The following is a 21,520-nucleotide window of genomic DNA, read 5'->3' on the forward strand; positions in this document are numbered from 1 at the left end:
GCCCGGTCGTGCCGGCCGCTGGCCGGCAATGCCAACCAAGGTTGGCAGCTACCAGGGCCAGGCCACGCAGGTGCAGGTCGGTCAGCCGCCCCGCCCGGTCGTGCCGGCCGCTGGCCGGCAATGCCAACCAAGGTTGGCAGCTACCAGAGCCTGGCCACGCTGGTGCCGGTCGGTCAACTGCCCCGCCCGGTAGTGCCGGCCGCTGGCCGGCAATGCCAACCAAGGTTGGCAGCTACCAAGGCCAGGCCACGCACGTAGACGCAGGCGGCCGCGCCGGGGCGTCTAGTGCCGCACCCACCACAGCAGGCTCAGGCCGGCCAGCAGCACCAGTCCGCCGAAGCTGCGCAGGGCCGGGCTGGGCAGGTCCAGCAGGCGTTCGGCCATGCGCTTCCAGGCGAACGGCGCGACGAACAGGAACAGGCCTTCCAGCACCGCGACCAGGCAGACGGCGGCGAACAGATCTTTCATCGGGAACTCCGGAAAAAGCACGGGGCCCGGCAGTTGGCCGGGCCCCGTGGGGTAATGCCCTGCGACCTCAGCGGTCGTTCTTCAGGTACTGCAGGAACGGGTCGTTCTTGTCGAGCACGATCACGCCGTTGCCGTCGGTCATGGAGCCGCGGTACGCCTCCAGGCTACGGTAGAACGCGTAGAACGACGGATCAGCCGAACCGGCCTTGCCGTAGATGCGGGTGGCTTCCGCATCACCCTCACCGCGCAGGCGCTGTGCATCGCGCTCGGCCTCGGCGATCAGCACGGTGCTGTCACGGTCGGCCTGGGCGCGGATGGTCAGCGACTGTTCCTCGCCTTCCGCGCGCAGCTTGGCGGCTTCCTGCTTGCGCTGGGCGCGCATGCGCTCGTACACGTCGTTGATCACCTGGCTGTCGGTGGGCAGGTCCACCTGCTTGATGCGCAGGTCGATCATCTGCATGCCCAGGCCGGCCACGGCCTCGTTGATTCCCTTCAACTGCTCGGCGATCAGCTCACTGCGGTCGCCGGACACCAGCTGCTGCAGGGTGCGCGAGTTGATCTGGTTACGCAGCGAATCGGTGATGATCGGCGCCAGGCGGGCGTTGGCCACGCGCGGGTCGCCGCCGGTGGCACGGAAGTAGTCACCCACGTTGGAGATGTAGCCGATGGCGAAGAAGTCGACGCTGACGTCCTTCTGCTCGGCGGTGAAGTAGCGCGCCGGCGCGGTGTCGAGCACCTGGAAGCGGCGGTCGAAAACCTTCACCGTTTCCACCACCGGCACCTTAAAGTGCAGGCCTGGCTTGATGTCCGACCGCACCACCTTGCCCAGGTTCAGCACCATGGCGGTCTGGTCCTCACGGACCACATACACCGAGCCGAGCAGGCCCAGCACCACCGCCACGATCACGGCGATCCAGATAGGACTCTTCATCGGCTGCCCTCCTCACGGCCGCTCGGTCGCCCGGTCGGGCGGCCCACCGGCCGGCCCGGATCACGGGAAGCTTCCACCGCTGCGCCCGGCAGCGACGGCATGACCACGTCCGGGTTTGCCACTGCGGCCGGGGCCGACGTGGTGGGACGGGTGTCGCCGGTCATCGGCACGTAGATCAGCTGGCGGCCATCGCCGCCGATCACCTTGCGGTTCTCGCTCAGCACCTGCTGCACGGTCTCCAGCCACAGGCGCTTGCGCGTCACTTCCGGCGCGTCCTTGTACTGGGCCTGCAACAGGCTGAAGCGCTGCGCGTCACCCTCGGCCTTGGACACCACCGCCTGCTTGTAGCCTTCGGCGGTGGTACGGGCGCGCGAGGCCTGGCCTCGGGCTTCCGGCACGACCTTGGCGGCGTAGGCCTGGGCTTCGTTGATCAGGCGTTCCTTGACCTGCTGGGCACCATTGACCTCGTCGAAGGCCGGCTTCACTTCCTCCGGCGGACGGGCGTCCTGCAGGGTCAGGCCGGTCACGGTCAGGCCGGTCTTGAACGCCTTCAGCAGCGCCTGCAGGCGCTCCTCGGCGGCCACGGCCAGCGGGCCACGGTTGTTCAGCACGGCATTGAGGTCGGCGCGGCCGACTTCCTCGCGCACCGCGCTCTGCGCCGACTGCTCCAGCACCTGGTTGGCATCGACCGTGCCGAACAGGTACTGCTGCGGATCGTCGATGCGGTACTGGACGTTCAGCGAGACGTTGACGATGTTCTCGTCGCGGGTCAGGACCGGCACCTGGATCGAGAAAGTCTTGATCTCGGTGGCGTTGACCTTGGTGACCGACTCGATCGGCCACGGCAGCTTGAAGTTCGGGCCGGGCTGCAGGATGCGCGAGAACTGGCCGAAGCGCAGGACCACGCCACGCTGCTGTTCACCGATCAGCTGGAAGCTGGAGAACAGCACCAGCAGCACCACGGCCGCCACCACCCAACGCACGATGCCGCCGTCGAACAGGTCCTTCAGCGGCCCGGGCAGTCCGCCCCAGCCACCACCATTGCCACCGCCGCGCGACCCGAACGGCCCGCGTCGATTGTCCTCGGGGCCTTGTCCGCCCTTGTTGCCGCCGGGTGTATTCCAGGCCATGCACGCTCCATCAAGATGTGGGCTGCGGCGCGGGCCCTTCCCGCGGCGCCAGCCGTGAAACCATTACCGATCATACAAGATGGGGCGGATCGGCAGGATCGAAAGGGCGACGACGGGGTAAGGTGGCGTTTTCCTCGAAGTCAGGCAACGCCGATGGCCCCCACCACCCCGTTCACCGCCTTCCGCATCGAAAACGACGACGCCGGCTATCGCAGCGGCCTGACCCGGCTCGGTGTCGACGACCTCAACCCCGGGCAGGTGCTGATCCGCGCCCACTGGTCCTCGGTCAACTACAAGGATGCCCTGGCCGGCACCGGCAAGGGGAAGATCCTGCGCCGCTTCCCGCTGATCGGCGGCATCGACGTGGCCGGCACCGTGGTCGCCAGCACCGACCCGGCCTGGCGTGAAGGCGACGCGGTGCTGGCCACCGGCTGCGGCCTCAGCGAGACCCGTGACGGCGGCTACAGCCAGTATGTGCGGCTGGAGTCGCGTGCGGTGATTGCACAGCCGGCCGGGCTGAGCCCGCGCGAGGCGATGGTGCTGGGCACCGCCGGCTTCACGGCGGCGCTGGCGCTGCTGCGCATGCAGGACAACCGCCAGACCCCGGAGCTCGGCCCGCTGGCGGTCACCGGCGCCAGCGGCGGCGTCGGTGCGCTGGCGCTGTCGATCTTCAGCCGTGCCGGCTACACCGTGCACGCGGTCAGTGGCAAGCCGGACCAGACCGACTTCCTGCGCGACATCGGTGCCAGCGAGGTGCTGCCGCGCGAGGCGCTGGCCGACACCGGCCCGCTGCAGTCGGCGCGCTTCGGCGGGGGCCTGGACAATGCCGGCGGCGCCATGCTCGCCAGCCTGCTGGCGCAGACCGTGCCCTACGGCAGCGTGGTCAGCGCCGGCCTGGCGGCCAGCCCGACGCTGGACATGACGGTGATGCCCTTCATCCTGCGCGGTGTGTCGCTGCTCGGCGTCTCTTCGGCCAATGCGCCGCGCCGGCTGCGCGAAGAGGTGTGGTCGCGCCTGGGCGGTGAGTGGAAGCCGCAGCACCTGGACCGCATCTGCACCGCCGAGGTCGGCCTTGATGGCCTGCTGGCAGTGTTCGAGCGGATGCTGGCGGGTGGATCGCTGGGCCGCACGGTGGTGCGGATCGACTGAACGTCGCAGGCAGGCGACGGACGGCAGGTGCCCCCCTCCCGCCGGTAATGAGCCCGCACTACACTGCGGGCATTACATGGGGAACAACATGGCACGCATTCTGATCGTCGACGACTCACCGTCGCAGCTGTTGGGGATACAGCGCATCGTCGAGAAGCTCGGGCACCAGATCCTGACCGCCACCGATGGCGCCGCCGGGGTCGAAACCGCCAGGGCCGAGCTGCCCGACCTGGTCCTGATGGACGTGGTGATGCCCAATCTCAACGGCTTCCAGGCCACCCGTACCCTCGCCCGCGACGAGGCGACCCGGCATATCCCGGTGATCCTGGTGACCACCAAGGACCAGGACACCGATCGCATGTGGGGCATGCGCCAGGGCGCCAAGGCCTACATCACCAAGCCGTTCTCGGAAGACGAGCTGTCCGAGGTGCTGGAGCGGGTGTTCGCCGGCCAGGGCTGAGACGCGCGTGGTCGTGCCGGCCGCTGGCCGGCAACCACGCATCACCGTCCAGGGCAATGAAGTTGCCGGCCAGCGGCCGGCACTACCTTCAAATGGCCTCGCCGAAGGCCTTGGCCAGATTGCGGTAGGCCTTCTTCTGCGCCTCGTCGGTCGCGGCCGGGGCCACGATCTCGATTTCAACGATCTGGTCGCCGTCCGGGCTGCCCGGCAGGCCGCGGCCACGCAGGCGCAGTTTGCGGCCGGCATCGGAGTCGGCGGGGATCTTCAGCTCCACCGCACCGCCCAGGGTCGGCACGCTGATGCTGGTGCCCAACGCGGCCTGCCAGGGCGTGACCGGCAACGTATAGAGGATGTTGCGGCCATCGACCTCGAACTGCGGATGCGCGGCGTACTCCACTTCCAGCAGCAGGTTGCCGCCATGGTTGCCCTGCCCTGCCAGGCGGATCACCTGGCCCGGACGGATGCCCTTGGGCACGCGCACGTCCAGCTGCTTGCCGTTGACGGTGATGCGCAGGCTGTCGCCGCTGTAGGCCGCTTCCAGCGGGACCGACAGCTTGGCGCGGGTGTCGCGGTTGGGTGCGTGGCCCTGGCTGCTGAAGCCCGGGCCCGGACCGGCACCGCCACGCTGGCGCGCGAACAGGCTTTCGAAGAAGTCGCTGAAGCCGCCGTTGGGGCCACCACCGCCGAATACTTCCTCGAAATTGAAACCGCCGGCGCCGCCGTAGTTCGGCGGCACGTTGAACTCCTCGCCCGGGCGATAGCCCTGCGCGCGCAGCTGGTCGTAGGCTGCGCGCTTTTCCGGATCGCGCAGCGCCTCGTAGGCCTCGTTGACCGCCTTGAACTTGTCTTCGGCCCCGGCCTCCTTGCTGACGTCCGGGTGGTACTTGCGTGCCAACCGGCGGTAGGCGGTCTTGATCTCCGCCTCGCCCGCGCTCGGTTCCACCCCCAGGGTGGCGTAGTAATCCTTGAATTCCATCCAGCTACCTCGATCTGCTTCGGCCGCGCCGGTGGCGCCGCCCCGGGTTCATTCTACGCGCCGGCGATGCTACGCCGCCCCTCGTGCGGCCCCGGTGAGGCCGACTGATCCTGCGCAATGCCGCTGCCATCCCGATGCCCCAGGCTGTGGCTGGAAGCCCCCGCCGCAACGCCTGAAGATGGGGCCTGCACACGGGTTTTCCAATGTCTTGACGCCCCTGTCCCATCCGGCCCACTAGCCTGCCCCAGCAAGGAGTTCCCCATGACCATCCATGTCGGCGACCACATTCCGGAAGTGACCCTCAAGCGCATCCGCGAGGGCATCGAAACACTTGATACGCATTCGCTGTTCGACGCCCGCAAGGTCGTCCTGTTTGCGGTGCCCGGCGCGTTCACCCCCACCTGCTCGGCCCGCCACCTGCCCGGCTACGTCGAAAAATTCGAGGCCTTCCGCCAGCGCGGCATCGATGTCTACTGCATGGCGGTCAACGACCCGTTCGTGATGAAAGCCTGGGCCGCCGACCAGAAGGTGCCCGACGGCCTGCTGATGCTGTCCGACGGCAATGCCGAGCTGACCCGCGCGCTCGGCCTGGAGCTGGATGCCAGCGCCTCGGGCATGGGCATGCGCTCGCGCCGCTTCGCGCTGTACGTGGTCGATGGCGTGGTGCGTGCGGCCTGGATCGAGCAGCCGGGCCAGTTCGAGGTGTCTTCCGCCGAGTACGTGCTGGAGCACCTGCCTACCTGATTCCCCACCGCAGAAGGAAACGGCCAGCAATGTCCAGCAAGCCAGCCAAAGCCAGCAAGCCCGCCGCCGGGATTCCCGGCATCAGTGACCGTCAGACCCTGCGCGAGCGTGCCCGGCACAACATCGAAGACGGCGCGATCACCGACAGCTACAGCGCCGACCGCAAGGTGGTGATCAAGCTGCTCAACGATGCCCTCGCCACCGAGTACGTGTGCGTGCTGCGCTACTACCGGCACTATTTCATGGCCAAGGGCATGCTGGCCGACGCGGTCAAGGCCGAGTTCCTTGAGCATGCACAGCAGGAACAGGCGCACGCCGGCAAGCTTGCCGAGCGCATCGTCCAGCTTGGCGGCGAGCCGGATCTGAACCCGGATACGCTGACCACGCGCTCGCATGCCGAATACAAGGAAGGCAGCGACCTGCGCGACATGGTGCGCGAGAACCTGGTGGCTGAACGGATCGCCATCGACAGCTACCGCGAGATGATCAACTTCATCGGCGACCGCGATACCACCACCAAGCGCATCCTTGAAGAGATCCTGGCGCAGGAGGAAGAACACGCCGACGAGTTCGCCGACCTGCTGGACGGGTGGATCGGGGAATAGCGGCCCCGCAAACGCCTTGGTAGATGCCCACCTTGGTGGGCGCATTTATCGCGTGCCAACCAAGGTTGGCACCTACCAGAGCATGGATGCGTCGGGTAGACGGGCCATTCCCAGCACCTATCGCAGGACGTTGAACCGCACCTGCGTCCACGCGCCGTCGGCTGCCAGCGCGGTCAGGGTGTGTGCGCCCGGATCGGCGAACTCACGCTGCATCAGCTGCGCGCCGTGGGTCTGTGCAATCCAGCGTCCATCCAGCAGCCAGTCCACCGCCTGCTCGCTGCCCAGCGCGCGCAGCTGCAGGCGCACGCCGTGCTCGGAATTCGGCGCGCGCGCCAGCGTGGCGCCGTCATTGAGCCCGTCCACGTGCAGCGCGACGCTGGCCTCACGCCCGTCGTCGCGGCAGTCCGGCGACAGCGCCGGCAGCTGCGAAGCCTCGCGCGTGGCCTTCGGCAGCCACGGCGACAACAACGCCGGCCAACGCGCGATCTCCCGCGTGACTTCCTGATGCGGCAAACGGCAATCAGCGGATACACGCAGACCGGTCCGCGCGTCGGCCAGGTAACGCTGCCGCCCCGGCTGCCAGCGCCGCGCCTCGCGCTCGGGGAAGGTCGGCGGTGCCGCACCGTCCAGCAGATAGGCCGACATCCGCCGCTGGCACAGCGCCGCTGGCAGGCCCTCGGCACGTTCGCCGGTGGGCCAGCAGACGTCCTCCTGGCTGACACTGGCCGGCATCGGTGCAGCAGCTGAATCACCGCGCTGGCGCGGCAGGCTGTCCACCACCTCGAACATCAGCGGCAGCGCGGTCACCGCGCCGTACTGGCCCGGCAACGGGGTACCGTCCGGCCGCCCCACCCACACGCCCACGGTGTAGTGGCGGGTGCTGCCGATCGCCCACGCATCGCGGTACCCGTAACTGGTGCCGGTCTTCCACGCCACGCGCGGGCGGCCACCGACATCGAACGTCCCGACGCTATACCCCGGCCGCGGATTCGATTCCAGCATCTCGCGCACGATCCAGCTGGCGCCCGGCGAGGCCAGGCGACGCTCGATCATCGGTTCGTCATCGGTGTAGCGCACGCGCCCGGCGATGCCGTTGCGGTTGAGCGCTGCGAACGCACCGACCAGATCTTCCAGCCGCGCACCGGTGCCGCCCAGGATCAGCGACAGATTGGGTGTACTGCCCGGCGGGAAGCGCAACTGGATGCCGGAGTGCGACAGGCGTGCGGCGAAGCGCGCCGGACCGACCCGCTGCAGCAGGTCCACCGAGGGCACGTTGAGTGACAGCCGCAGCGCGCTGGAGGCACCAATCGGCCCATTGAAAGCCATGTCGAAGTTGCCGGGGCGGTAGCTGCCGAAACTCTGCGGCGCATCGACCAGCAGGCTTTCCGAGTGGATCAGGCCATCGTCCAGCGCCATGGCATACAGGAACGGTTTGAGCGTGGAGCCCGGCGACCGCCAGGCCTGCACCATGTCCACGTGGCCCAGCCGCTGCCGGTCACCGAACGCCAGCGTGCCGACATAGGCTCGCGCCTGCAGGGTCTGGTTGTCGACCACCAGCAGGGCGGCCGAGGTGCGTTCAGGCAGCGTCGAGAAATAGCTGGCCACGCGTTCTTCCAGTGTGCGCTGCAGGCCGATGTCGATGCTGCTCTGGATGCGTGCCTGGCCCGGATGCGCCGAGTGCAGGCGCTGCGCCAGCAGCGCGGCGTGCAGCGGCGGGCGCAGCGAGCGCGCCACCACGTTCTCGATGCGCGCGTCTTCCACTTCGTCCGCCGTCCACACGCCCAGCTCGTTCATGCGGGACAGCACCTTGTCGCGCGCCTTCTGCGCCGCTTCCGGATGACGGTCCGGGCGCAGCCGGCTCGGCGCCTGCGGCAGCACCGCCAGCAACGCGGCCTCGGCATGCGACAGCTGCGCCGCCGGCTTGCCCAGGTAGGCCCAGCTGGCCGCTTCCACCCCCTCGATGGTGCCGCCGTAGGGCGCGCGCTCCAGATACAGGGCCAGGATCTGCTGCTTGCTCAGGTGCACTTCCAGCTGCACCGCGCGCAGCATCTGCTTGAGCTTGCCCCACGGCGTGCGCGTATGCGGATCGAGGATGCGGGCGACCTGCATGGTCAGGGTCGAGCCACCGGAAACGATGCGGCCGCCACGCAGCAGCTGGCCGCTGGCACGCAGGATCGCCAGCGGGTTGATGCCCGGATGCCGCCAGAACCAGCGGTCTTCATAGGTCAGCAACGCCTGCAGGTACAGCGGCGAGACGCTGTTGATCGAAGCCGGGTAGCGCCACACGCCCTCGGCATCGGCGAATGCACGCAGCGGCGTGCCGTCGGCAGCCACCACCAGGGTGCTGGTATCACGCTGCTTCGGCAGCGGTGGCGGGAAGGCGAAATCCAGCACCAGCAGCAGCACCAGCGTGGCGGCCGTACCCCAGCGCAGCCAGGGCCACAGCGGCTGCAGCCAGCGGCGCAGGGCCGCCAGCCAGATCGGCATCGTGTTGTTCATTGCAGGTTGCCGGCAGGACGGGCCGCGCCGTCGCGGCCCGTCCGCGCGGTCACGGCTGTACCACCGTGATCGTGGTCGGGTTGCTGCGGCCGACGCCGCGCAGCTGCGGCCGGTACATGTCCTCCACCAGCGGCGGCGGCACCGAGTAGGTTCCCGGCGTCACCGCGCGTACCAGGTAGAACACGTTGGCCTTGCTGCCACGCGAGAGCTTCAGCGCGGCCACATAGCGGTCATCGCGGAACTCCTCGTGCTTGGTGTCGGCGGCCTCACCACGGTCGCTGATGGTGATGCCATCGACCACCACGTCGGCCCACTGCTTGGCATCGCCCAGGTTGAAGTTCTCGATCTCCAGGCCCGCCGGCAGCAGGTCGGTCAGCAGTGCATCGGGCATCGTGGTGTCAGCGGTGACGGTGACGCGCACGATCAGTGCTTCGCCTTCCTTCAGCGGGCGCGGCGACCACGGCTTGCCATCGGTGCCGTAGTAACTGCGCTCGACGCCCAGCACGCTGTTGTCCGGTGCCGGTGCGCTGCGCGGGATGCCGGCCACATCGATGCTGGCGAACATCGGCGGCTGCCCCTGCGGGGTGAAGCGCACGCCGCTGGCCAGCTCACTGGCGCTGAAGTTGCGGCCGAACAGCTTGCGCTCGCCGATGGCTTCGGTGCTGCCACCGATCACCAGCTCACCGGCCACCAGCGCCTTCTGGTTGGCGGCCAGGGCCTTGCCGAGGCGGGCAATCGCCACCTGTTCCTGCGTGCTCAGCCACATCCAGCCGGCATTGCGGCGCGCATCCAGGCCACGGCCAAGATCCACCGCACGCGCATCCCAGGCGGGCTTGGCCAGCTTGTTCTCGTGGGTCAGCGCGATCATCAGCGCGTCATCACGGATCGCACTGCCGTAGTCGCCGAAGTACGACGGACGTTCACTGCTGGACTTGGCGAAGGCCGCCGCCAGCGCGGCCTGGCCACGCTTGGCATCACCCTGCAGCGACAGCGCCACGCCCAGGTGGACCAGCGACAGGCCACCGACCGCCTTGCTGCGCTCGTTGTCGTACAGCGTGCGCAGGGTACCCAGCGGTGCACGGTTGACCCGGGCCAGCACGTAACCCGAATACGCCTGGTTGGCGAACTTCAGCTTCTCGCGATCCTCCTGGCCATAGAACTGATTGCCGCCGGACAGCAGATCCTCGCTGAGCCGGTTGAGCGCCTTCTGCAGCACGTTGTCGGGCACGGCGAAGCCGGCGTCCTTGGCATCAAGCAGGAACTCGGTGATGTACGGGGTCAGCCACGGATTGACGTAGCCGTCGTCACCCCACATCGAGAAGTTGCCATTGGCCACCTGCATCGACGCCAGGCGACCGAACGCACCTTCCATGCGCTCTCTACGGGTCTTGGCATCCAGGCCGTCGGCACCGAGCATCGACGACGTCGCCTGGTCCAGGATCAGCGCGGCATAGCCCTTGCTGGTGGTCTGCTCGGCACAGCCATACGGGTAGTTCAGCGCGCCCTGCAGTGCACTGGCGAACGGGATCGGCGGCAGCGGGCTGACCAGCAGGCGGGCATTCACCGACTCTGCCATCAGGCCATCGGTCAGGCTGTTGTCGAGGCTGACCGCGGCCAGCGGATCGAGTGTGCGCACCTGCGAACGCAGCACCTGCGGCCACGCCGCACGCACCGGCAGGTCGTAGCGGCGATCAGCCTTGAAGCCGTTGCCGTCCACCCGCACCCGCACCTTGGCCACGCTGTGGCCCTCGCGAGCCGACAACGGGAAGCTCAGCGTGGTCTTGGCATCGGCATTCAACTGCACGCTGCGGCTGCCCTCACCCAGGTTCAGCGGGCCCTCGCTTTCCACCTTGACGTTGAACTGCCCCGGCTTGCCGGTGAAGTTCTGCACGTCCAGGGTCACGGTGCTGCGGTCGCCCGGGGCCAGCACGCGCGGCATGCTGGCTTCGGCCAGGATCGGGGCGCGCACGATGGTTTCCACGTCACGCTTGCCGTACTGGTCATCGCTGTAGACCAGCGCGGACACGCGCAGGGTGCCGTTGAAGTCCGGCACCTTCAGGCGGATGCGGGCATTGCCCTTGGCATCGAGCTGCACCGGGCCGGAGAACAGGTCCACGGTCTGCACGCGCGCGGTCGGGCGCTTGGCCTGCGGCAGTGCCTGCAGCGCCATGTCGCCGCCGAACTTCAGCTTGCCGCTGCCACCATCGAAGCTCTCGATCACCCGGCTGTAGATGTCATAGGCATCGATACCGAGGCGACGCTGGGCGAAGAAGTGCGCGCCGGCGTCGGGCACCGGGAAACGGGTGATGTTGAGGATGCCCACGTCCACCGCCGAGACGGTCACGTGCGCGGCCCTGCCGGCCAGCTGCGGTGCGCTGACCGTTACCGGCAGGTCCTGTTCCGGCCGCATCTGCTTGGGCGCGACCAGGCCGACGGCCACGGTTCGGCCCTTGCGGTCCATCGGCACATGCACCACGCCCACGGCGCGGGCCGGGGTGATCTTGCTCGGCGCACTGCCGCCGCGGAACACCAGCGCGGTGATGTAGACGTCGTGGCGTTCCCAGTCGGCGGTGACCGGGATCTTGAAGGTCGAGCCCGGCTTGGCCTCGATGTCCTGCACATACAGCATGCGGTCGGTCTCGACCATCAGGATGCCCTTGCCGGCGTGCGGCGGGGTCACCGTCACTTCCAGGGTGTCACCGGCCTTGTAGCCGGTCTTGTCCAAGCCCAGCTTGACCTTGTCCGGGCGTGCATCCAGGCCACGGTTGTCATCGCCCCAGCTCCAGCCCGCACGGAACGGGTAGCGGCTGGTCAGTCCGGTGGACGGATCGAACACGTCCACCCGGTACTCGCCCCACTCCACCGGGAAATCAAAGGCAACCGCACTGCTGCCGGAATCGACGGTGCGGGTTTCCTTGTTCTCGAAACGGCGGGTGAAATCGTAATCCCAGCGGTTGTCGTTGAAGGTCCAGTGGTAGTCGCGCAGTTCCCGTACCAGGGTGATCTTCAGGCCCTTGGCTGGCTGCGGTGTGCCGGCGGCATCCACGCGCATCAGTTCGAAGCGTGCGTTGCCGTTGGAATCAGCACCATCGTCGGGGTTGAACAGCGGCCGCACGCCGACCAGCGCGTTGGCCGGCCACATCACCCGCTTCAGGGTACGGGTGACCGTGCGGCCACCGGTTTCATACAGGCTGCCGGACAACACCACGGCGATCGGTGCCTTGGCCTTGGCCGCCTCTTCCGGCAACGCCACATCCTCACGCAGCTGGCCATTGGCCGGCAGCGTGGTATCGATCACGTCCTTGGCCTCGCGCGGCAGCTGCAGGGTCGGGTCACCGAAGAAATAGCCCGGCAGGCCCTCCACCGGCTTCTGCTCGGCAGCCACCGCCATGCGCGCAGTGAAGCGGTTGCCATCGGCCGGCGCGCCGTACAGATAGGCGCCGTTGGCCTGCAGGCGCAGGTCCTCGCCCGGCTTCAGCGTCTTCTGCGCGCTGTCCAGGTCCAGCTTCATGCGCTCGGGCAGGAACTCCTCGATGCGCAGGGTCATGCCCTGGATCGCTTCCTTGCTGGCCGGGTCGGTGCGGAACTCGACCTGCCAGCGCCCGGTCGGCGCCTCGGCGGGGATCACCTGCTCGAAGTTGATGTAGCCCTGGTCGCCCGGCTGCAGGCGGGTCTCGCGGAAGGTCTTGCCGTCGGGCTGCTTCAGGCGCAGGAACACCGGTTGTGCCTTGACCGGCTTGCCGTCGTTGTCGCGCAGCAGCGCGGACAGGCGCACGGTCTCGCCCGGGCGGTACAGGTCGCGGCCGGACCAGGCGTAGACGTCGAACCAGGCGTTGTCACGACCGGCCACGGCGAACTCACTCAGGTCCAGCGCCGGCTGGTTGAACGGCAGGAAGCTGGTGTCCTTGCCACTGCTGGCGACCAGCACGTGGGTGGCATCCAGGGTGTAGTTCAGCAGCGCATTGCCGTTGCCGTCGGTGCTGCCCTTCAGCACCACCTCACCCTTGGCGTCGAGCACGCGCAGGTCGATGCCCTTCAGCGGCGCACCGTCCTTGAGGCCGGCGGTGTGCACGAACAGCTTGTCCTTGTAGGCACGGGTATGCAGGCCGATGTCGCTGACCGAGAAGAACGCGGTATCGAACTCGCCCTCGTAGTCACCGGTGCGCTTGAGCAGGGCGAAGTACAGGCCCGGCTCCTGCAGTTCCTTGATGTCCTGGGTCGGCAGGTAGGTCAGCACCCGCTCGTTCTGTTTGCCACCCAGGATGAAGCGGTTGACGTAGACCGGCTCGGCCAGCTTGTTGATCGGGCTGCGCTCGTAGTCGCTGCTGAGCTCCCAGCTGCCACGGCGGCCGCCGCGCTGGTACTGGCTGAAGAAGGTCGGCAGGTCCTTCTCGCGCACGCGCAGGAACTCGACGTCGACCTCCGGCACGTTCACCGAGACCACCGGCAGGCCGCGGCTGTCCTTGGCCGGCAGCACGCTGCCCTGCGAGGCGAAACCGACCACCGGCTTCAGCTCGCCGCTGAACACCTTCTGCTTCAGTTCCTTGCCCAGCCGGCTGCCGTCGGCGGCCAGCAGGTCCGGCGAGACCACCAGGCTGAACTCCTTGCCGGCCTCGACGAACGGGTAACGCAGGGTCAGGCCGTCATCGGACAGGGTCCAGCTGCTGTCCTCGGTGCCGACCTTCTCTTCGAAGCGAACCAGTTTGTCGAAATCCTGGGTGCCGACCAGCGGGCGCGAGAACTCCAGCGCCAGCGACAGGCCGTCATTCTTCTGGTCCGGGTACGCACGCAGCAGGGTGAATTCCTTCACCTGCTCGGCCTTGGTGGTGATGGCTTCACCACTGGCCTTGGGCAGCTGCCCGCTGTCATTGCGGCAGCCGGCCAGCCCCAGCAACAGGCCTCCTGCCAGTACGGCCGCCGCCCATCCCCACCGCTTCCGCCGTGCCGGACCGCTCATGTCGTCACTCCTTGATCGAGGCGGCCATTATAGGCAGGCCGCGTCAAGGTGTTGACGCAAATCCGGCAATTGCCCCAGGCGCGGGTAGTGCCGGCCGCTGGCCGGCAGTCTCGGTAGCCGCCAACCTTGGTTGGCATTGGGCCCATGCCAACCAAGGTTGGCACCTACCAAAGCGGATCGAGCCATGTGCCCGGCAAGCAGGCGTGGTATCAGATCCGGTGAAGCGTCCCCTACCCCGGCAGGTACAGGTCCACATAGTCGGTCACCGGCATCGCCGCCAGCGCCACCGGATCCAGCGATGCGGCCAGGATGCGCTGCTGCTGGGTGGTCGGGAAGCGATGGGCCAGGTGCCGGCGGAACTTGTCCATCAGCAACGGAATGCCCTCCTCACGTCGGCGCGCGTGGCCCAGCGGGTATTCCACCAGCACCTCGGGCAGCTCAGTGCCGTCGCTGAAGCGCACGCTCAGGCCGTTGGCGATGCTGCGCTTGTCCGGGTCCAGGTAGTCGGCGCTGAGCTGCGGGTCCTCATGACAGGCCATCTTCGCGCGTAGTGCGTCGATGCGCGGGTCGGCGGCAACGTCGTCCTCGTAGTCCTGGGCCACCAGCCGCCCATGCAGCAGCGCGATGGCGACCATGTACTGCACGCAGTGGTCGCGGTCGGCCGGGTTGTGCAGCGGCCCCTGCTTGTCGATGATGCGGATGCAGGCTTCCTGGGTGCGGATGGCGATGTGCGCGATGTCCTCGACCCGACGCCCCATCGCGCGCAGCTGCTGATGCAGCGTGATCGCCGCCTCCACCGCGGTCTGGCCATGGAACTCGGCCGGGTAGCTGATCTTGAACAGCACGTTTTCCATCACGTAGCTGCCCAGCGGTCGCTCCAGCGTCAGCGCCTTGCCCTGCATCGATACCGCTTCAAAACCCCAGGTCGGCGCGCTCAACACACTGGGATAGCCCATCTCGCCACTGGCCGCCATCAGCGCCAGGCGCACGCCACGGCTGGTCGCATCGCCGGCCGCCCAGCTCTTGCGCGAGCCGGTGTTGGGCGCGTGCCGGTAGGTGCGCAGCGCCTGGCCATCGACCCAGGCCAGCGACAGTGCATTGAGCATGCGTTCGCGATCCAGGCCGAGCAGCTGCGCAACCACGGCGGTGGTGGCCACCTTGACCAGCACCACGTGGTCCAGCCCGACCCGGTTGAAGGAATTCTGCAGGGCCAGCACGCCCTGGATCTCGTGTGCCTTGATCATCGCCAGCAGCACGTCATGCAGGGTCGGCGCTGGGCGATGCAGGGCCTGCGCGTTGCGCCCCAGCCAATCGCAGACAGACAGGATGCCGCCCAGATTGTCCGACGGGTGGCCCCATTCGGCGGCCAGCCAGGTGTCGTTGAAATCCAGCCAGCGCACCATCGCGCCCAGGTTGAAGGCGGCCTGCACCGGGTCCAGCACGTAGTGCGTACCCGGCACGCGCGCCCCGTTGACCACGCTGATACCCGGCACCAGCGGACCGAGCAGCTTGCTGCAGGCCGGGAAGGACAGCGCTTCCAACCCGCAGCCCAGCGTGTCGAGCAGGCAGTAGTGCGCGGTCTGGAAGGCCAGGGGGGAGTCGATGCGCGCGTCGCGTACGTAATCGACGATGTCCACCAGCAGCGCATCCCACGCTGCACGCTCGTTGGATGGGGTGTGGCTGTCAGACATCGTCGATCTCCTCTTCAGAGCTCAGGCCGCGCCTCCCGGTAGTCGCCAACCTTGGTTGGCGCTGGACGTTGCCCGGGCGGTGCCAATGCCATGCCAACCAAGGTTGGCATCTACCGAAGCATGTGATGCCAGCGCCGACCGGCTGGTTATTCGGCCGGCACCCGCACCTTGCCTTCCATCAATACGCGGGCGCTGCGGCTCATGATGGCCTTGGTCACTGTCCACTGGCCGTCAACAAGGCCGGCCTGCGCACCCACGCGCAGCGTGCCGGAAGGGTGGCCGAAGGTCACCGCTTCGCGTTCACCACCACCGGCCGCGCGATTGACCAGCGTGCCCGGAATCGCCGCCGCCGTGCCGATCGCCACGGCGGCGGTGCCCATCATCGCGTGGTGCAGCTTGCCCATCGACAACGCCCGCGCGTGCAGGTCGATGGCCGAGGCCGGAATGGCCTTGCCGCTGGAGGACACGTAGTCCTGTGCCGGCGCCACGAAGGCCACCTTCGGCGTGTGCTGGCGGGTGGCCGCATCTTCCAGGTTCCTGATCAGACCCATGCGCAAGGCGCCGTAGGCGCGGATCTTCTCGAAGCGCTCCAGCGCCCCCTTGTCCTCGTTGATCGCAGGCTGCAGTTCGGTGCCGGTGTAGCCCAGGTCGGCCGCATTGAGGAAGATGGTCGGAATGCCGGCGGTGATCATGGTCACCTCAAAACTGCCGACGCCCGGCACGTCCAAGGTGTCGACCAGGTTGCCGGTCGGGAACATCGCGCCCGCATCGCCGTCATCGGACGGATCGATGAACTCCAGCTGGATCTCGGCGGCCGGGAAGGTCACGCCATCCAGCTCGAAATCGCCGATCTCCTGCACTTCGCCATCGCGCATCGGCACGTGGGCGATGATGGTCTTGCCGATGTTGGCCTGCCAGATGCGCACGGTGCACAGGCCATCGCGCGGCACCCGGGCCGGATCGATCAGCCCATTGGCGATCGCGAACGGACCCACTGCCGTACTGAGGTTGCCGCAGTTGCCGCTCCAATCGACGAAGGCGGTGTCGATCGAGACCTGGCCGTACAGGTAGTCCACATCGTGGTCCGGCACCGAGGCGGTGGAGATGATCACGCACTTGCTGGTGCTGGAGGTGGCACCGCCCATGCCGTCGGTCTGCTTGCCATACGGATCGGGCGAGCCGATCACGCGCATCAGCAGCGCATCGCGCGCGGCGCCCGGCACCTGAGCGGCTTCGGGCAGGTCCTGCAGGCGGAAGAACACGCCCTTGCTGGTGCCGCCGCGCATGTAGGTGGCGGGAATACGGAGTTGCGGGAGGAAGGTCATCGTCGAATCCACGCGTTTGAATTTCAGGAAATGTCTTGCATCAGTGCGTCAAGACCACGATCAACGCACCACACGCATGATGTCCACGCGGTCCGGTAGATCGAGGTAATAGACGAGGTAGCGTTCGAAGCCCGGAACCAGCATGAACCGCAACGGCACCGGCAGCTGTGCTGCGAGGTCGGCGTGCCGGGTGGAACCCGAGCCTGGAAACACGGCGATGCGTTGAAGCGTGGCCTCCAACTCGGCGAGAAAGCGCCGACCCAGTACCAGCCCACCCTGCCGTGCAAACCACAGTGCGGCATCGGCTGCGTCGGCTTCGGCCCTTGGCCGCCATTCAATCGCCTTCACGCTCCATCCTTTCGGTCAGTTCGCGACGCATGCGCTCGAATGTGTCGGCCGTCACCGCGACGCCTGGACCAGAAGCCAGCCCCTCGGCTATCAACTGCTTGAGCAGCTCTTCGGCCTTGCTGCGCTGGCGCTGGCGGATCAGGTCACGCACGTAGTCCGACGTACTGGAGTAGCCGCCTTCACGCACTTCCTCGTCCACGAACTGCTTGAGCGGGTCGGTCAGCGAAATGTTCATGGTGGCCATGAGACTCTCCATTGGCAGTTTTTGCCAAGTCAGTGTGCGCCCTGCCCGGGTGTCGGACAAGCCGCCCCCGGCCTCCGGGGGCAGGCATTCAGGCCGGTATCACGCCACCCTGGCGCCTTCCAGGAAATCCTGGGCGAAGCGCTGCAGCACGCCACCGGCTTCGTAGATCGCCACTTCCTCGTCGCTGTCCAGGCGGCAGGTCACTGGCACGATCACGTCCTGCCCGTCGCGGCGGTGGATGACCAGGGTCAGGTCGGCGCGCGGGGTGCGCTCGCCGATCACGTCGAAGGTCTCGGTACCGTCGATGCCCAGGGTCAGGCGGGTGGTGCCCGGCTTGAACTCCAGCGGCAGCACGCCCATGCCGATCAGGTTGGTGCGGTGGATGCGTTCGAAGCCTTCGGCCACGATCGCTTCCACACCGGCCAGGCGCACGCCCTTGGCGGCCCAGTCACGCGAGCTGCCCTGGCCATAGTCGGCACCGGCGATGATGATCAGCGGCTGCTTGCGCTCCATGTAGGTCTCGATCGCTTCCCACATGCGCATCACCTTGCCTTCCGGCTCCACGCGCGCCAGCGAACCCTGCTTCACGCTGCCATCGTCGTTGCGCACCATTTCATTGAACAGCTTCGGGTTGGCGAAGGTGGCGCGCTGTGCGGTCAGGTGGTCACCGCGGTGGGTGGCGTAGGAATTGAAGTCCTCTTCCGGCAGGCCCATCTTCGCCAGGTATTCGCCGGCGGCACTGGACGCCAGGATCGCGTTGGACGGCGACAGGTGGTCGGTGGTGATGTTGTCCGGCAGCACCGCCAGCGCACGCATGCCCGACAGTGTGCGCTCACCGGCCAGTGCGCCCTCCCAGTACGGCGGACGGCGGATGTAGGTGCTCTGCGGGCGCCAGTCGTACAGCGGGCTGACCGCCGCGCCATGCTCCACGCGCACGTTGAACATCGGGTTGTAGACGCGGCGGAACTGCTCGGGCTTCACCGAGGCCTTCACCACCGCGTCGATCTCGGCATCGCTCGGCCAGATGTCCTTCAGGCGCACCTCGTTGCCATCGGCATCCAGGCCCAGCACGTCCTTCTCGATATCGAAGCGCACGGTGCCGGCGATGGCATAGGCGATCACCAGCGGCGGCGACGCCAGGAAGGCCTGCTTCGCATACGGGTGGATGCGGCCATCGAAGTTGCGGTTGCCCGACAGCACGGCCGTGGCGTACAGGTCGCGATCGATGATCTCCTGCTGGATGGCCGGATCCAGCGCGCCGCTCATGCCGTTGCAGGTGGTGCAGGCGAAGGCGACGATGCCGAAGCCGAGCTTTTCCAGGTCCGGCAGCAGGCCGGATTCTTCCAGGTACAGCTGCACCGCCTTCGAGCCCGGCGCCAGCGACGACTTCACCCACGGCTTGCGCAGCAGGCCACGTTCGTTGGCCTTGCGCGCCAGCAGTGCGGCAGCGATCACGTTGCGCGGGTTGGAGGTGTTGGTGCAGCTGGTGATGGCGGCGATGATCACCGCGCCGTCGGGCATCAGGCCCTGCGCCTGCTCGGCCCTGCCCGCTGCCAGCTTGGCTTTGTCGGCGATGCCGCGCTCGGCCAGCTCGGCAGTGGCCACGCGCTTGTGCGGGTTGGACGGGCCAGCCATGTTGCGCACCACGCTGGACAAGTCGAAGCGCAGCACGCGCTCGTACTGCGCGGTGGCCAGGTCATCGGCCCACAGGCCGGTGGTGCGCGCATAGTTCTCCACCAGCGCCACCTGCGATTCCTCGCGGCCGGTCAGGCGCAGGTAATCGATGGTCTGCCCGTCGATATAGAACATCGCGGCGGTGGCGCCGTATTCGGGGCACATGTTGGAGATGGTGGCGCGGTCACCGATGGTCAGTGCCGACGCCCCCTCGCCGAAGAATTCAAGATACGCACCCACCACGCGTTCCTTGCGCAGGAACTCGGTCAGTGCCAGCACCACGTCGGTGGCGGTGATGCCCGGCTGCGGCCTGCCGGTCAGCTCGACGCCGATGATATCCGGCAGGCGCATCCACGACGCGCGGCCCAGCATCACGTTCTCCGCTTCCAGGCCGCCAACACCAATCGCGATCACGCCCAGCGCGTCCACGTGCGGGGTGTGGCTGTCGGTGCCCACGCAGGTATCCGGGAAGGCTACGCCGTCCTGCACGTAGATCACCGGCGACATCTTCTCCAGGTTGATCTGGTGCATGATGCCGTTGCCCGGCGGAATCACGTCCACGTTCTGGAACGCCTGCTTGGTCCAGTCGATGAAGTGGAAACGGTCTTCGTTGCGGCGATCCTCGATGGCACGGTTCTTCTCGAATGCCTGCGGATCGTAGCCACCGCATTCCACCGCCAGCGAGTGATCGACGATCAACTGCACCGGCACCACCGGATTGACCTTGGCCGGGTCGCCGCCCTTGTCGGCGATCGCATCACGCAGGCCGGCCAGGTCCACCAGCGCGGTCTGGCCGAGGATGTCGTGGCACACCACGCGTGCCGGGAACCACGGGAAGTCGAGGTCGCGACGGCGCTCGATCAGCTGCTTCAGCGAATCGCCGAGCGTGGCCGGATCGCAGCGGCGCACCAGGTTCTCGGCCAGCACGCGCGAGGTGTACGGCAGGGTGGCATAGGCGCCGGGCTGGATCGCATCGACAGCGGCGCGCGCGTCGAAATAGTCCAGCGCGCTGCCGGGGAGGTTCTTGCGGTAATCGGTATTCATGGGCTGGCGGAGTGCTTGGGGCGGGCCGGGTGCCGGCGGTGCGGCGGCGAAAGCACCCGGCCGGCATGCGGCCGGCCGGATGGGTACAGCAGGGGGATCAGACCCGCTTGTCGATGGCAACGAAGTCGCGGTCTTCCGGACCGATGTAATTGGCGCTCGGGCGGATGATCTTGCCGTCGATGCGCTGCTCGATGATGTGCGCGCTCCAGCCGGCGGTGCGCGCGATCACGAACAGCGGGGTGAACATCGCGGTCGGCACGCCCATCATGTGGTAGCTGACCGCACTGAACCAGTCCAGGTTCGGGAACATCTTCTTGATGTCCCACATCACCGACTCCAGGCGCTCGGCGATGTCGTACATCTTCATGCTCGACTGTTCCTCGGACAGCTCGCGGGCCACGTCCTTGATCACCTTGTTGCGCGGATCGGAGACGGTATAGACCGGGTGGCCGAAACCGATCACCACTTCCTTGCGCTCGACGCGCGCCTTGATGTCCTCCTCGGCCTCATCCGGGTTGTCGTAGCGCTTCTGCACTTCGAACGCCACTTCGTTGGCGCCGCCATGCTTCGGGCCACGCAGCGCACCGATGCCACCGCAGATCGCGCTGTACATGTCGCTGCCGGTACCGGCGATGACACGGCAGGTGAAGGTCGAGGCGTTGAACTCGTGCTCGGCGTACAGGATCAGCGAGGTGTGCATCGCCTTCACCCACGAATCCTGCGGCTTTTCGCCATGCAGCAGGTGCAGGAAGTGGCCGCCGATCGAATCATCGTCGGTTTCCACATCGATGGCGCGGCCGTTGTGGCTCCAGTGGTACCAGTACAGCAGCATCGAACCGAGGCAGGCCATCAGCTTGTCGGCGATGTCGCGCGCGCCCGGGTGGTTGTGGTCGTCCTTCTCCGGTGCCACGCAGCCGAGCACGGACACGCCGGTGCGCATCACGTCCATCGGGTGCGCCGACGGCGGCAGCTCTTCCAGCGCGGCCTTCACCGCGGCGGGGATCCCACGCAGCGACTTCAGCTTGGCCTTGTACGAAACCAGCTCGGCGCGGGTCGGCAGCTTGCCGTGCACCAGCAGGTAGGCGATTTCCTCGAACTCGCTGGTGTTGGCCAGGTCCAGGATGTCATAGCCGCGGTAGTGCAGGTCGTTGCCGCTGCGGCCCACGCTGCACAGCGCGGTGTTGCCGGCCGCGGTGCCGGACAGGGCGACGGACTTCTTCGGCTTGAAGGTCGGGGTTGCGGTCGTATCGTTCATGTTTCCCTCCGAAACTTGAT

At 67.5% G+C, this 21,520-nt stretch carries 16 protein-coding genes; 4 read left to right on the forward strand and 12 right to left on the reverse strand.

Features of this window, described 5'->3' with window-relative positions; translation table 11 throughout:
• Nucleotides 1–282: 282 nt before the first annotated feature.
• From AC5JLE_RS10600 to hflK, 3 genes are all read right to left on the reverse strand, one after another.
• Nucleotides 283–468 (reverse strand): DUF2065 domain-containing protein, encoded by a 186-nt coding sequence (locus AC5JLE_RS10600; RefSeq protein ID WP_005414170.1) that lies wholly within the window; start codon nt 466–468, stop codon nt 283–285.
• 67 nt (nt 469–535) lie between these two features.
• On the reverse strand, nt 536–1,399 hold the full coding sequence (gene hflC / locus AC5JLE_RS10605) for a protease modulator HflC (RefSeq protein ID WP_014648031.1): 864 nt from the start codon (nt 1,397–1,399) through the stop codon (nt 536–538).
• On the reverse strand, nt 1,396–2,529 hold the full coding sequence (gene hflK / locus AC5JLE_RS10610) for an FtsH protease activity modulator HflK (RefSeq protein WP_005418335.1): 1,134 nt from the start codon (nt 2,527–2,529) through the stop codon (nt 1,396–1,398). The genes hflC and hflK overlap by 4 nt, the downstream gene beginning before the upstream one ends.
• 153 nt (nt 2,530–2,682) lie before the next feature.
• Between hflK and AC5JLE_RS10615 the strand changes: the two genes are divergently transcribed.
• Together AC5JLE_RS10615 and pilH are read left to right on the forward strand one after the other, a co-directional pair.
• Nucleotides 2,683–3,678: a YhdH/YhfP family quinone oxidoreductase gene (locus tag AC5JLE_RS10615; protein ID WP_164110757.1), complete on the forward strand. Its 996-nt coding sequence runs from the start codon at nt 2,683–2,685 to the stop codon at nt 3,676–3,678.
• An 88-nt stretch (nt 3,679–3,766) separates the two neighbouring features.
• Nucleotides 3,767–4,138, forward strand: a complete 372-nt coding sequence (pilH, locus tag AC5JLE_RS10620) for a twitching motility response regulator PilH (RefSeq protein ID WP_014648033.1) — start codon at nt 3,767–3,769, stop codon at nt 4,136–4,138.
• Nucleotides 4,139–4,226: 88 nt separating this feature from the next.
• Here pilH and AC5JLE_RS10625 read toward each other — a convergent pair whose 3' ends face one another.
• The gene (locus AC5JLE_RS10625; protein ID WP_032957103.1) at nt 4,227–5,114 is read right to left on the reverse strand and encodes a DnaJ C-terminal domain-containing protein; all 888 of its coding nucleotides are present in this window, start codon (nt 5,112–5,114) and stop codon (nt 4,227–4,229) included.
• A 261-nt stretch (nt 5,115–5,375) separates the two neighbouring features.
• On the opposite strand from AC5JLE_RS10625, the gene AC5JLE_RS10630 reads away from it, so the two are divergent.
• A complete protein-coding gene (locus tag AC5JLE_RS10630) occupies nt 5,376–5,858 on the forward strand; it encodes a peroxiredoxin (RefSeq protein WP_142235294.1) in 483 nt (160 codons plus the stop codon).
• A gap of 29 nt (nt 5,859–5,887) precedes the next feature.
• Entirely contained in the window at nt 5,888–6,463 is a 576-nt protein-coding gene (locus tag AC5JLE_RS10635) for a ferritin-like domain-containing protein (RefSeq protein ID WP_014648036.1), read from the forward strand.
• Nucleotides 6,464–6,580: 117 nt separating this feature from the next.
• Here the strand turns inward: AC5JLE_RS10635 and pbpC are convergent, their stop codons facing one another.
• From pbpC to prpC, 8 genes are all read right to left on the reverse strand, one after another.
• Entirely contained in the window at nt 6,581–8,962 is a 2,382-nt protein-coding gene (gene pbpC, locus AC5JLE_RS10640; RefSeq protein WP_241884299.1) for a penicillin-binding protein 1C, read from the reverse strand.
• Between the two features lie 49 nt (nt 8,963–9,011).
• Complete coding sequence (locus AC5JLE_RS10645) at nt 9,012–13,919, reverse strand: alpha-2-macroglobulin family protein (protein ID WP_197557166.1); 4,908 nt, start codon at nt 13,917–13,919, stop codon at nt 9,012–9,014.
• Between the two features lie 230 nt (nt 13,920–14,149).
• Nucleotides 14,150–15,610 (reverse strand): bifunctional 2-methylcitrate dehydratase/aconitate hydratase, encoded by a 1,461-nt coding sequence (locus AC5JLE_RS10650; protein WP_014648039.1) that lies wholly within the window; start codon nt 15,608–15,610, stop codon nt 14,150–14,152.
• A gap of 146 nt (nt 15,611–15,756) precedes the next feature.
• A complete protein-coding gene (prpF, locus tag AC5JLE_RS10655; protein WP_032957093.1) occupies nt 15,757–16,935 on the reverse strand; it encodes a 2-methylaconitate cis-trans isomerase PrpF in 1,179 nt (392 codons plus the stop codon).
• Between the two features lie 60 nt (nt 16,936–16,995).
• Nucleotides 16,996–17,283: a type II toxin-antitoxin system RelE/ParE family toxin gene (locus AC5JLE_RS10660; protein WP_236636205.1), complete on the reverse strand. Its 288-nt coding sequence runs from the start codon at nt 17,281–17,283 to the stop codon at nt 16,996–16,998.
• The gene (locus AC5JLE_RS10665) at nt 17,270–17,527 is read right to left on the reverse strand and encodes a type II toxin-antitoxin system ParD family antitoxin (protein WP_032957090.1); all 258 of its coding nucleotides are present in this window, start codon (nt 17,525–17,527) and stop codon (nt 17,270–17,272) included. Before AC5JLE_RS10665 ends, AC5JLE_RS10660 begins: the two co-directional genes overlap by 14 nt.
• 99 nt (nt 17,528–17,626) lie before the next feature.
• Nucleotides 17,627–20,245, reverse strand: a complete 2,619-nt coding sequence (gene acnD / locus AC5JLE_RS10670) for a Fe/S-dependent 2-methylisocitrate dehydratase AcnD (RefSeq protein ID WP_241884296.1) — start codon at nt 20,243–20,245, stop codon at nt 17,627–17,629.
• Nucleotides 20,246–20,342: 97 nt separating this feature from the next.
• Complete coding sequence (prpC, locus tag AC5JLE_RS10675) at nt 20,343–21,500, reverse strand: bifunctional 2-methylcitrate synthase/citrate synthase (protein ID WP_005418357.1); 1,158 nt, start codon at nt 21,498–21,500, stop codon at nt 20,343–20,345.
• Between the last annotated feature and the right edge of the window lie 20 nt (nt 21,501–21,520).

This window comes from Stenotrophomonas sp. (genome assembly GCF_059505245.1).